This window comes from Ilumatobacter sp. (assembly GCF_030065885.1).
Taxonomy (GTDB): Bacteria; Actinomycetota; Acidimicrobiia; order Acidimicrobiales; family Ilumatobacteraceae; genus Ilumatobacter.
In genome coordinates this window covers 1-11,799 of the sequence record NZ_JASJCS010000147.1, presented here as the reverse complement: position 1 = coordinate 11,799, position 11,799 = coordinate 1, and the positions used below count along the sequence as shown (strand labels likewise).

Annotated in this window: 14 protein-coding genes; 6 read left to right on the top strand and 8 right to left on the bottom strand. The window is 70.8% G+C overall.

Annotation, left to right across the window (positions count from 1 at the left end; genetic code table 11):
• Positions 1-534 (top strand): histidine phosphatase family protein (locus tag QNJ12_RS21600; protein WP_300625868.1); only part of this gene is annotated, 534 nt, incomplete at its 5' end.
• A 2-nt stretch (positions 535-536) separates the two neighbouring features.
• Entirely contained in the window at positions 537-1,376 is an 840-nt protein-coding gene (locus QNJ12_RS21595) for a DUF6159 family protein (protein WP_300625866.1), read from the top strand.
• Between the two features lie 24 nt (positions 1,377-1,400).
• Here the strand turns inward: QNJ12_RS21595 and QNJ12_RS21590 are convergent, their stop codons facing one another.
• From QNJ12_RS21590 to eda, 4 genes are all read right to left on the bottom strand, one after another.
• The gene (locus QNJ12_RS21590) at positions 1,401-1,796 is read right to left on the bottom strand and encodes a PPOX class F420-dependent oxidoreductase (protein ID WP_300625864.1); all 396 of its coding nucleotides are present in this window, start codon (positions 1,794-1,796) and stop codon (positions 1,401-1,403) included.
• Between the two features lie 68 nt (positions 1,797-1,864).
• The gene (locus QNJ12_RS21585; protein WP_300625862.1) at positions 1,865-2,263 is read right to left on the bottom strand and encodes a DUF427 domain-containing protein; all 399 of its coding nucleotides are present in this window, start codon (positions 2,261-2,263) and stop codon (positions 1,865-1,867) included.
• Between the two features lie 74 nt (positions 2,264-2,337).
• Positions 2,338-3,408 carry a lactonase family protein gene (locus QNJ12_RS21580; RefSeq protein WP_300625860.1) on the bottom strand — a complete coding sequence of 357 codons (1,071 nt, stop codon included), beginning with the start codon at positions 3,406-3,408 and terminating at the stop codon, positions 2,338-2,340.
• On the bottom strand, positions 3,405-4,079 hold the full coding sequence (gene eda, locus QNJ12_RS21575; protein WP_300625858.1) for a bifunctional 4-hydroxy-2-oxoglutarate aldolase/2-dehydro-3-deoxy-phosphogluconate aldolase: 675 nt from the start codon (positions 4,077-4,079) through the stop codon (positions 3,405-3,407). The genes QNJ12_RS21580 and eda overlap by 4 nt, the downstream gene beginning before the upstream one ends.
• A gap of 180 nt (positions 4,080-4,259) precedes the next feature.
• On the opposite strand from eda, the gene QNJ12_RS21570 reads away from it, so the two are divergent.
• The 3 genes from QNJ12_RS21570 (at position 4,260) to QNJ12_RS21560 (ending at position 7,113) form a co-directional block, all read left to right on the top strand.
• Positions 4,260-5,213: a sugar kinase gene (locus QNJ12_RS21570; protein WP_300625856.1), complete on the top strand. Its 954-nt coding sequence runs from the start codon at positions 4,260-4,262 to the stop codon at positions 5,211-5,213.
• A 296-nt stretch (positions 5,214-5,509) separates the two neighbouring features.
• Positions 5,510-6,250, top strand: a complete 741-nt coding sequence (locus tag QNJ12_RS21565; RefSeq protein ID WP_300625854.1) for a hypothetical protein — start codon at positions 5,510-5,512, stop codon at positions 6,248-6,250.
• Positions 6,241-7,113 (top strand): hypothetical protein, encoded by an 873-nt coding sequence (locus tag QNJ12_RS21560; RefSeq protein WP_300625852.1) that lies wholly within the window; start codon positions 6,241-6,243, stop codon positions 7,111-7,113. The genes QNJ12_RS21565 and QNJ12_RS21560 overlap by 10 nt, the downstream gene beginning before the upstream one ends.
• Before the next feature lie 2 nt (positions 7,114-7,115).
• Here the strand turns inward: QNJ12_RS21560 and QNJ12_RS21555 are convergent, their stop codons facing one another.
• The 3 genes from QNJ12_RS21555 to QNJ12_RS21545 form a co-directional block, all read right to left on the bottom strand.
• On the bottom strand, positions 7,116-8,468 hold the full coding sequence (locus tag QNJ12_RS21555; protein ID WP_300625850.1) for a HAMP domain-containing sensor histidine kinase: 1,353 nt from the start codon (positions 8,466-8,468) through the stop codon (positions 7,116-7,118).
• Complete coding sequence (locus QNJ12_RS21550; RefSeq protein WP_300625849.1) at positions 8,465-9,193, bottom strand: response regulator transcription factor; 729 nt, start codon at positions 9,191-9,193, stop codon at positions 8,465-8,467. Before QNJ12_RS21550 ends, QNJ12_RS21555 begins: the two co-directional genes overlap by 4 nt.
• A gap of 116 nt (positions 9,194-9,309) precedes the next feature.
• On the bottom strand, positions 9,310-10,170 hold the full coding sequence (locus QNJ12_RS21545; RefSeq protein ID WP_300625847.1) for a hypothetical protein: 861 nt from the start codon (positions 10,168-10,170) through the stop codon (positions 9,310-9,312).
• Positions 10,171-10,432: 262 nt separating this feature from the next.
• On the opposite strand from QNJ12_RS21545, the gene QNJ12_RS21540 reads away from it, so the two are divergent.
• A complete protein-coding gene (locus QNJ12_RS21540) occupies positions 10,433-10,918 on the top strand; it encodes a hypothetical protein (protein ID WP_300625845.1) in 486 nt (161 codons plus the stop codon).
• Between the two features lie 24 nt (positions 10,919-10,942).
• On the opposite strand, the gene QNJ12_RS21535 is transcribed toward QNJ12_RS21540, so the two are convergent.
• Complete coding sequence (locus tag QNJ12_RS21535) at positions 10,943-11,695, bottom strand: hypothetical protein (RefSeq protein WP_300625843.1); 753 nt, start codon at positions 11,693-11,695, stop codon at positions 10,943-10,945.
• Between the last annotated feature and the right edge of the window lie 104 nt (positions 11,696-11,799).

Here is an 11,799-nt window from a genome sequence, read left to right as displayed (position 1 = left end):
CGCGCGACGGAGGATGGTCCGGTGCGTCGGATCGTGATCGTGCGGCATGCGAAGTCCGATTGGAGCGACGAGTCGCTCGCCGACCACGAGCGGCCACTGGCACCTCGGGGCATCGATGCACTGGCGCGGATGCGGGATCATCTCGGCGCGGGCCGACCTCCGGACCTCGTGCTGTGCTCGTCGGCCCGGCGAACCGTCGACACGCTCGACGAGATCCGTGAGGCGTTCCCCGGCGACATCGAGGTCCTGGTGGACGACGCGCTGTACGGCGCGAGCTCGTCGATGCTCGTCGACCGGCTGCGGTCGCTCGACGACGACGTTCGTGGCGTGCTGCTCGTCGGCCACAACCCGGGCGTGCACGACCTCGCGCTCGCACTCGCCGGCAGCGGCGACGCCGAGACACGAACGCGGATGGCGGCCAAGTTCCCGACCGGTGCGATCGCCACGCTCTCTTTCGAATCGGAGTGGAGCGACCTCGCGCCGGGCGCGGCGAGCCTCGACGGCTACTTCACGCCGCGCGGCGGTACGTTGTGAGCATGTTCCAGCGAATTCGTCAGGGTTGGGAGCTCACCAAGAAGGCGTGGAGCGTGGTGCGCTCGAACCCCCGGCTGGCTCGCCTCCCGCTGGTCGGCGGCATTCTCGCGCTCGTCGCGTTCGTCCTGCTCGGGGGGCCCGGGATCTTCCTCGCGAGCGGCGACGCCGACGCCACCACGTACGTCGGATACGGATTGATCGCCGCCGGCTCCTACCTCGCGTCGTTCATCGTCATCTACTACAACGTGATCCTGGCCGCTGCCGCCAACGACGCGCTCGAGGGGCGCGAACCCGATCTGGCCGCAGCGCGCGGCATCGCACGCCACCGCATCCCGCAGATCGCCGGTTGGGCGCTCGTCTCGGCACTGGTGTCGATCGCCTTCTCGATCCTGCGCGACCGAGGTGGCACGGCCGGACGCATCGCCGCCGGCCTCGGCTCGGCGATCTGGGGCCTCGTCACGTTCCTCGTCATCCCGGTGGTCGCGCTCGAAGGCATCGGCCCGATCGCTGCGATCAAGCGCTCGGCCAACCTGTTCAAGCGCCGCTGGGGTCAGCAGGTCACGGGCAACCTCGTGATCGGTGGCATCTCGACCGTCGTGATGATCGTCGGCGCGGTGATCGCCGGCCTCGGCGTGTACGCGCTGGCGACCGGCTCGGTCGGCGGCACGGCCCTCGGGGCCGTGTTGATCGTGGCCGGCATCGTGATCGCCGTCGCCGCCGCGGTGTTCGCCGGGGCGACGCGCGGCGTCTTCGGGGTGGCGCTGTACCACTTCGTCGCCGAGGACCGTGCCATCGGCCCGTTCACCGTGCGCGACCTCGAGAGCGCCGCCACGACGCGCTGAACTGCGGCCGAGGCGGCCCGGCTGTCAGCCCATCTGGGTGGTGTGGGTGGGCTCGACGCGCATCACGACGCGCTCGTCGCCGGGCTGGTGGAACGGGTAGGCGTCGACGTCCATGTACTTCTTGGCCATCGAGTCGATGAACGCGTTCGACGAGTCGTCGTCGACACGGACGACCTTGCCGCGGATCTCGAGGTACCGGTAGGGATTCTCGGGGTCGGTACCGGACACCGCGATCGTCGGGTCGGCCTGCAGGTTGCGGAACTTCTGGCGGCCCTTCGTGAGCGAGAAGACGAAGTGGCCGTCGTCGAAGCCGCCCCACACCGGGCTCGATTGGAGCGCACCGTCGGGTCCGCTGGTGGCGATGTGCCAGAACACGCGCTTGTCGAGCAGGTCGATGTAGTCGTCAGGAATCGTTGCCATGCATGTCTCAACTGCGCGCCGACAGCGACTATTCCTTGCTATCGCAAGAACCGGGTCGGCCAGGTCGCTCACCCGACGGAGACCTGGGACCCGTCGAACGCGACGAGTCCCCGAAGCGGGTTGTCGGTCACGAGGTCGACGTACGACCAGGCTGCCGCTGCGTAGCGCTCCCCGTCGACGACCACGTCGAAGTACTCGGTGTCGCCCTTGAGCGGGCAGTGGGTTGTCGTGTCGATGGCCACCAGGACCGCTGGGTCGACATCGGCTCGCGGGAAGTACACGACGGGGTCGTAGATACTGCGCCCGACCTCCTTGCAGACGAGGGCTGTCGCTGAGTCGGCGATCACGCGATCGGCGATCGTGGCGACCCGCCGGCCGTCGGCGGGCGTGACGGTCATGAAGTGACGAGGGTCGGCGGGATTGTGGATCGCTCCCTCGACGAGCGTGACGTCGGACGGTTCGGGCATGAGGGACTCCTGACTGCGAGCGCGGGATCGATGTTCGCGCGTGGCGTCGTCCGGCGCCGGGCGCGAACGCGCCCTCAGGCGAGCGCTACGCACGTCGGTCGGGGAATCCGCGCCCGGGCCACGGGCCCGCCGACGTCCGCACCGTCCGCCAGCACCGGCAGCACGGACACCTCGCCGGTGTGCTGGTTGGCGGCCAGGAGGTGGGAGGCGCCGGGCGTGAGGGAGAGTCCGCGCGGCCAGGCGCCGCCACACGGCCGGACGGCGAGGCGCATCAGCCGATGTCGTTCGAATGCGAACACTGCGATGCTGTCGTCGCCGCGATTCGAGACGTAGAGGTGGCGGCCGTCGGGCGCCACGCGGATGTCCGCCGCGAGGTTCTCCGGTGCGCCCGGCTCGAGCGTCGGCAGCGTGCTGACTTCGCGGAGCCTTCCGCCGGTGCCGTCCCAGTCGTACAGCGTCACGGTGTTGTCGAGCTCGTTGACGACGAGCAGGTGGCTGCCGGACGGGTGGAATGCCAGATGACGCGGCCCGGCTCCCGGTCGGGTCGCCACCTCACCGTGGGGGCGCAGCGTTCCCGCGTCGGGGTCGAACGCCGAGACGAGCAGCCGGTCGATCCCGAGGTCGGCGGCGATCACGAACCGGCCGTCGGGCGTGAAGATCGCGGCGTGAGCGTGGGGGCCCTCCTGCCGTTCGGGATGCGGGCCGCGCCCGTCGTGCTGGAGGTGCGACGTGACGTCGCCGAGGCTGCCGTCGGCGTGGATCGGGAGCACTACGACGCTGCCGGTCCCGTAGTTCGAGACCACCAACCACCGCCCGTCGGCGTGGATGGTGAGATGGCAAGGGTGGTCGCCGCCGCTGGCTCGTTCGTTCACCGGGTTGAGGGCGACGGCGCCGGCCTCCTGCGCGATCCGGAACGCGTGCACGGCGCCGGGTGAGCCGTCGCTCACGACCCCGGTCTCGCTCACCGCGTAGAGGTGTGCGCCGTCCGGCGACACGACCAGGAAGGAGGGGTTGGTGATACCGGATGTGCTGGCGCCCATCCGGAGCTCGCCACGCGCTGCGTCGAAGCTGCAGGCGTGGATGGTGGCCACGTCCGCGGGGCCGTAGCTCCCGACGAACAGCGTGTGCGTCGGAGGCGCTGTCACGCCCCGGCTCGAACGACTCGCACGATGTCGGCCGCGGCTGCCGCACGACGCTCGATCTCCGCGAAGTCGCCCCTCGCGATCGACGTTCGAGGAGCCACCCAACTGCCGCCGCACGCAGAGACCATGGGGAGCCGGAGGTAGGTCGCGAGGTTGTCGCCGTCGATGCCGCCCGTCGGCATGAACTCGATGTCGGGGTAGGCGGCACCGATCGCGGTCAGCGCTCGTGCGCCGCCGGCTGCCTCGGCCGGGAAGAACTTCAGGAAGCCGAGCCCCTTGCGGACCGCGAGGTTGATCTCGGTCGGCGTCATCACCCCCGGCGCCACCGGCACCCCGTGGGCAAGGCACCAGTCGACGATCGTCACGTCGAAGCCGGGTGTGACGATGAACCGGCTGCCTGCGGCAAGCGCGGCCTCTGCGTGCTCGACGGTCAGGACGGTGCCGGCGCCGATCAGCATCTCCGGATGGGCCTCGGCCAGGGTCTCGATCGACGCCGCGGCCGCCGCAGTCCGGAAGGTGATCTCCGCGCAGGGCAGACCACCCGCGAGCAGGGCGGCTCCCAGCGAGGTGGCGTGCTCGGCGTCGTCGATGGTGACGACGGGGACGAGACCGACGTCGCCGAGCCGGTCGAACACCGTCCGCGTGCTCTCGCCCGGATCGTGCTCAGCCGGCATCCTGGCTCCGACCGAGCAGATCAGAGGCCTCGGTCACTGCGATTCGCATCGTCCTCCCTCGTCCTCCCTCGCCGTCCGCCCGAGCTGCCGGTCGGCGGTGCATCCCGGCGGGATCGCCGGTGACCCTAGCGGCGGGCCCGATGCGAGCGTGGTAGTCCTGCGTCTGGTGGAGGTGTGCTGATGGAACGTGATGGCGAGACGTCCGAGCGGTTCGACCTCGTGTCGATCGGTGAGACGATGGTCGGACTCGTCTCGCACGATGACCAGCGCCGGTTCACGGCGACGATGGCGGGCGCCGCGTCGAACGTCGCAGTCGGCATGGCGCAGCTCGGCTGCCGGGTGCGCTGGGTGTCGCGGCTGGGTGACGACCCGCTCGGCCGGTTCCTCGAGGACGAGATCGGCGGTCGCGGGGTCGACGTCGCGGTGGAGCGGGACGGCTCGGCGCCGACGGGCGTGCTGACGAAGCACGTCGTGGAGACCCGAACCGTCACGCAGTACTACCGGAGCGAGAGCGCGGCCTCCCGGCTCTCGGTGCAGGATCTGGGCCGGGTGGGGCCGGCCGACCGGATCCACGTCACCGGCATCACCCCGGCGCTGTCGGCCAGTGCGCGTGGCCTGGCGGCGGCGATCGTCGACCGCTCGACCGGCTTCGGGGGCAGGGTCTCGTTCGACGTGAACCATCGCCCGGTGTTGTGGCCCGACACCGCGACGGCCGCCGCCGTGCTGCTCGAGCTCGCGCAGCGGTCGGACGTCGTGTTCGTCGGCGACGACGAGGCGGAGGCGCTGTGGGGCACGGCAGCGGCGTCGGCGGTCGGCGAGCTGATCCTCCGGCGCAACGATCAGGAGGTGGTGCTGAAGCAGGGCGCGCGTGGTGCCACGCTCGTCACGGGCGACGGGGAGGTGACGCAACCCGCGCTCGCCGTCGAGCTGGTCGAGGCCACCGGGGCCGGCGACGCGTTCGCCGCCGGCTATCTTGCCGCCGGCTCGTTCGGTTGGTCGCCTCGGGACCGGCTGCGACTCGGCCATGTCATGGGGGCGAGGGTGATCGGCGTGCTCGACGACACCCCGCCGCCGTTCACCCCGACCGAGCTCGCCGAGATCACACCCGAGCGGGTCGCTGCGAGATGGAGCTGACCGCATGGATCATCCGAGCGTGGGCATCGCGATCAGCGCCACGGCGAGCACGGTCGCGACAGCCGTGAGCAGAGCGCCAACCCCCTGTCTCGGGCGCTCCAGGCCCGAGAACCCGCTACCGCACATGTCGTGCCGGTGCTGCCGGTCAAGGAGGTCGCTCGGTGGCCACCGAGCGTCGGTCATCGGCCGGGTGAGCCGCTGATTCGGCTGCACGACCGGATCGGCACGCCGTCGGAGGCCGGGAGTGGGGAGTCCTCCCCATGGGCCCGACTTGATCAGGTCGGTATCGTCCGGGCATGGGTTCGAGAGCCGCCCTGGCCGCGGCCGTCGTCGCGATGCTCGCGGCCGGGTGCAACGGGGACGGCGATGCTGCGACCACGACGACCGAGGAACGCCCGACGTCGACGGCCACCAGCGAGCCCGAGGTGACGTCGCCGCCCACGTCCGCACCGCCATCGAGCGACACGACGAGCCCGTCCACGTCGGCACCCGAGCCGACGACGTCGACCAGCGATGCGACGACGCCGTCCACCGCGCCGACGACGTCATCCGAACCCAGCACGTCACTCGACCCGGACGATGTGGTCGCCAACACGCTTGCCATCATCGAGACGGTCGAGCGATCGTTCGAGATCTACAACGCGGCGTTGAACGACCCGTTCGACGATGACAAGGTGGCAGCGCTCGAGACCGTCTTCACCGCCCGACTGGTCGAGGGCTGGACGAACATCATCGAGGACTACCGTGCGAACGACTTCCGCAGCCTTCCGAATCCTGACATGCCGGCCCGCTACGACGTCGACGTGAACTCGGTCGAAGTGAACCTGAGCAACGGCACCGGCGGTGTTCAGGTGTGTCACCTGAACACGTTCGTGAAGGTGGAGGTCGGCGGCAACCCCGATGGAACGGACCGCATCGTCGATGACGACGTCACCGAACGCGTCGAGCAACTGGAGCTCGTCCGTGAGGGCACGACCTGGAAGGTCAATCGGGCGAGCCTGCCGGACGACGACGAGGTGGTGACACCGTGCGGGTGAGGATCCTGGTCACCTCGATTGCGAGCGCCGGCGCCCTCCTGTGCGGTGCGACGGGAGTCAGCGCGAACGATGACCTCATCGACGCCGAGGAGACGATCTCGAACGAGCCCGACGACCTCCCTCCGCCGCCGGAGTGCTGGTGGACGAGCAAGGACGCGACGGCTCAGGACGTCGCCGACGAGCAGGGGTTCTGGCGGCAGATCGATGCCGGCGATCACTACGACGACGTCCTGATCTTCATCGAGAACGGAACGCTGCAGCGCACGTTCATCTCCGAGCAGCGGACGTACGCGTTGCAGGAACGGGTCTGCAGCGACCCTGATCACGAGAGCAACGGCCGGCTGCGCTGGACCCTGGTCGGCCCGCCGAACCCGACCGTCTACTGGGACGAGCTGACCGAGCGGGTGACGAAGCGGGTGCCGTTGCCGGCGCCGAACCTGGGGTTCGAGACACGGCCGGACGGGTCGTTCGACGTCGCCGTCAACCTGGGCCTGTGGATCGCCGTCGACAACCCCGACGACGTCGTCGCGCGCGCCGAGCCGGCACCGGGCGTGTGGGCCGAGACCCGTGCGACGCTCGACCACATCGAGTTCGTGTCGGGCACCGGCGGTTCGAGCGGCCCGTGCGCCGGCGCAGGTACGCCACTCGCCGTCACCGCGTCGGACGTGGTCGACGAGGGGCCGTGCGGCTACACCTACACGTCGGTCGACGAGCTCGGTGAGCACACGGCGATCCTGCGGGCGACGTGGACGGTGCTCAACACGACGAGCACGGGCGCCTCGGAGCGACGCCCGGACATCGTGCTGGAGACGGCGATCCCGATCGAGGTCTACGAGATCCAGACCGTCGGCACCAGCGGCTGACGTCAGGGGAGGGTGAGCGAGACGATGGCGCCGCCGTCGGGCGCGTTGCGGGCGCCTGCGCTGCCGCCGTGGGTCTCGGCGACCTTCTGGACGATCGCCAGGCCGAGGCCGGAACCGGGCTGCGATCGAGCGGCATCGGATCGGTAGAAGCGATCGAAGACCCGGTCGAGCTCGGCGGGGTCGATCCCGGGGCCGTGGTCGCGGACGCTGAGCGTGCGGTCGGTCAAGCCGACCTCGATCGGTCGGTCCGGATGACTGAACTTGTGGGCGTTGCCGAGCAGGTTGGTCACCGCACGATCGAGCATGGCGACGTTGCCGAGCAGCGGCGTCGGCTCGGTGGTCAGCGTCACCTCACGATCGTGGCGGCGGCGGAACCGCTCGACGGCCTCGGTGACGACGTCGGCGAGGTCGAGCTCGGTGTCGGGGCGGGCGTCGTCGGCGTCGCCGCTCGCCAGCGCGATGACCTCGGTGACCAGCAGGCCGAGCTCCTCCGTCTCCGAGCGAAGACCTGCCAGCACGGCGGCGCGTTGGTGGTCGGGCATCGTCGGCGCGTGTTCGAGGAACTCGATGTTGGCGCGCAGACTCGTGAGGGGCGTGCGGAGTTCGTGCCCGGCGTCTTGGACGAGGCGCCGCTGCTGCTCGCGGCTGGCCGAGAGGGCGAGCAGCATCTCGTCGAAGCTGTCGGCGAGGCGCCCGACCTCGTCGGTGCGGTCGAGCCGGAGCGGCGTGAGGTCGCGGGTCGCGGTGACCCGTTCGGTGGCGGCGGTGAGGTCCTCGAGGGGCTTCGTCGCACGCCGCATGAGCAGCCATCCGGCCACAGCGGCGAGGGCCGCGAGCACCGCGCCGAGCACGGCGAATCGCCAACCGAGCTCGGACAGCACCGAGTCGGCCGAGTCGGTGCTGCGCGCCACCTGGACGGCGCCGCCATCACCCCCGACGAAGGTGGTGATCATCCGGAACGGCTCGCCGTCGATCTCGACGTCACGGATGATCGTGCGCCCGCCCTGGGCGACGTCGACGTCGTCTGCGTCGACCGGGAGCGTGCCGCCGCCACTGACGACGACGTCGCCGGAGCGGTCGAGCGTCTGGACGATCGCGTCGGCGTCGAAGAAGTCGATCACGTCGTCGTCGCCACGACCATCGCCGTCGCGGCCGTCGCCGTCGCCGCGGCGATTGCGTTCGCCCGGTGGGGGCCGAACGCCCTCGACGAGCTCCCCGGCGCGGTCACGCAGGAACCGATCGGCCTCCGCCGTGAGCTCGCGGTCGGCGAGGGTGTAGGCAACGAGCGAGACGGCGCCGATCCCGGCGACCACGAGCCCGGCGACGATCGCGATGACGCGGGCGCGCAGGGTCACGACGCTCCGTCCGGGGCCCTGCGCAGCACGTAGCCGACGCCGTGCACCGTGTGGAGCAGCCGGGGTTCGCCGCCGGCCTCCAGCTTGCGGCGCACGTATCTGGTGTGGACGTCGAGCGCCTTCGACGACGTCTCGCCCTCGTAGCCCCAGATCTCGGTGTACATCGTCATCCGGTCGAGCACGACACCGGGATGCCGCATCAGCAGCTCGAGGATCTGGAACTCGGTGCGTGTCAACTCGACGACGCGATCGCCGCGGCGGACGACGCGGCCGGCGAGGTCGAGCTCGATGTCCTCGAACGTCAGGGTGCGGTCGGCCGCATCGGCACCGTCGCCATCGAACTGCGAGCGGCGGAGGAGGGCCCGCAGCCGGGCGAGCAGCTCCTCGAGCGCGAACGGTTTGGGGAGGTAGTCGTCGGCGCCGGCGTCGAGGCCGGCGACGCGGTCGCTGATCTCGTCGCGAGCGGTGAGCATGAGAACGGGCGTGCGGTCGCCGCGGGCACGGAGCCGGCGGCAGACGTCGAGACCGTCGACGAGCGGCATCATGACGTCGAGCACGATCGCGTCGGGAGCGGTGGCGTCGATCGCCTCGAGCGCGGCCGCGCCGTCGGTGACGCTCACGACCTCGTAGCCCTCGAAGCCCAAGATCCGCTCGAGCGCTTCGCGCACCTGCAGGTCGTCCTCGGCGACGAGCAGCGTGGTCGTCGCGTTCGTCGTCGCGTTCATCGTCGTCATCATGGCTGAACCTCCGTGCGGGCACCGTCCTCGCGAACGGATCCGGGCGACTCGCCGCAGGTTCGAGCCGCCCGGACCGTCCGGGAGGAATCTGATGGACGGGTCGGTCAGGCGTCGGTTGCGGGTGCCTCCTCCTGCGGGCCGCCGGGGCCGCGTGCGCCGCGCGGGCTGCGGAACCCGGCGCCCTCGCCGGGCTCCTGATCGACCTTCTCGGTGACCCGCTCGGTGGCGTCGACGAGGCGCTCGGCGGCCTCGTCCTCGGTGAGGTCGCCCTCGGCGACGTGCTCGGCGAGGTGCTCCTCGATGTCGGCCACGATCGCCGAGACGACGGTGTCGATGTCGACGCCCTGCGCTTCGGCCACGTCGGCGATGCTCTGGCCGTCCTGGCGGGCGGCCCGGAGCTCATCGGCGGTCACGCCGAGCGCTTCGGTGAGCGTCTCGACGTTGCCACCGCGGAGACCGCGGGGCCCGCCACGACCGCGTTCGCCCTCACCGGGGACCTGGTTGACCATCTCGGTCGCCCGCTCGGTGATCCGAGCAACGCGCTCGGCGGCCTCCTCCTCGGTGAGCTCGCCCTCGGCGACTTCATCGGCGAGGTGCTCCTCGGCGTCGGCGACGATCGCGGCGACGACGTCGTCGGCGGTCATGCCCTGCGCCTCGGCGACCTCGGCGAGGGTCTGGCCAGCCTCGCGGGCGGCCTGCACATCGTCGGTGGTGATGCCGAGCGCCTCGGCGATCGCCTCGCCGTGGCGACCGCCATGGCGATCGCTCCGCCGGTCACGCCGGCGCTCGCCGTCGCCGTCGGTCGGCGCATCGTCGGTCGGCGCGTCGTCGGTCGTCGTGTCTGAGCCGTCCTGGAGCGTCGGGTCGCCGTCGCCCTCCTGAGCGCTGGCGAGGGCTCCGAGGCCGATCGCGCCGGCGCCGGCGACGCTGATGGCGACGATCGAGGTGGTGAGTGTCTTCTTCATGGTTGGTTCCTTCTGGGGTCGGGTGCCGCCGGTGTGGCGGTGGGGGTTGACGATCACCACGATCGAGGGCGCGGGTAAGTCGCCGGATCGAACGATCGAAAGAGGTTCGAAAGATCGCTCTTCGCCGGTCCGTCGAAGCGTGATCGCGGTCTCTTACCGACCGTGGCGACGTGTCGCTGTTCGCCGGCCCAGCGCACCGCTGGCACGCTGGGCTCGCGCGCGACGGGGCAGACGTTGCCGGACACGGCACTAGATTCTCGGCGTGTTGTGGGGTGCGTTCATCGACGCGGCTCCGGAGTTCGCGGCGACGGTTCGCCGGCGGCTGGAGGCTGGTCCGTACGCGCTGCTCGGTTCGATCCGCGCCGACGGGCATCCCCGCATCAGCGGGGTCATCGTCACGTTCACCGAGCGTGAGCTCTGGCTCGGGATGCCGAGCCGGTCGCTCAAGGTCGCCGACCTGCGCCGAGAGCCGAAGATGTCGCTGCACAGCTCGGTGTCGGCGTCGGCGACCGAGGAGGGCGACGCCAAGGTCACCGGGCAGGCGGTTCCGATCCCGGAGGGATCTGCCGAGTTCGACGTGTTCGTCGCCGCCTGGCCGCACGAGGCCAGGCCGGGCGCGCTCGCACTGTTCCGGATCGAGGTCGAGGACGCATCGCAGGTGCGGCTGGCCGAGACGCGTGACCACCACGTCATCGAGTCCTGGCGCGCCGGCGAGCAGGGCACGAGGACGCTGCGCGACTCGCCGTGAACTGGCCGCTGGGAGGCGCCGGCGTCAGAGCTCGATCGTTCGTGTGACGGTGCCGTCACACATGCCGACCGAGACGTCCTTCTCCCATGTCGCGCCGTCTTCGAACGGCGCGAACTCCAGCGTCTCGACGTTGAACTCGGGCGGCCACTCCCACGGGCCCGAGAGGGGCAGGCCGGGGCAGACGAGCTCGCCGTCCCACGTCTCGTACCAGGTGCCCGTCACGTGCAAGGTGAGTGTCGGGGCCCCCTCGCTCGGCACATCGATCGTCCCGTTCAACTCGCGGACCCGGTGGGTGCCAACCGCCTCGCCCGCGCAGATGTCGCCGCCGCGCACGAAGCCCTCGACGCTCAGGTCGCCCTCGCCGACGACCTCGAACTCGCTCTGGCTCGGATCGAGCGTCGCAGCGATGCTGCCCCAGGCGTGGATCTCGGATTCTCCCGCCGGGCCGAGCTGGCACACGTAGTACTCCTCGAAGTGCACGGTGAACGCGTCGGGCCGGTCGTCGGGCGGGAACGTCCAGCCGGTCGGTGGGGTCCCCTCACCCGCGGTGGGCACGGTCGTCGTCGTGGTCGTGGCGGTCGTCGCCGGGAGGAGCGACGTCGTGGTGGTGGTTGTTGTTGTTGTCGCCTGGGTGACCGACGGGGTGGTGATCGAGGATTCCGGCGCACCGGCTGCCGTCGTGCCCGATGCGGGCTCAGCCGGAGGTGCGGATGTCGTGTCGTCGCCGCCGCAGGCGGCGGTCAGCGCGAGCACCGCGACGATCGACGCTGCAACCACGGCCCGAATGCTCTGCCTGGCCATACGACCACCGCCACCATCATCATCGCGCCGCGGTGCTCGTCGCACCAGGTCGTCGACCGCGGCAGGCGAGGCCCTCGAGC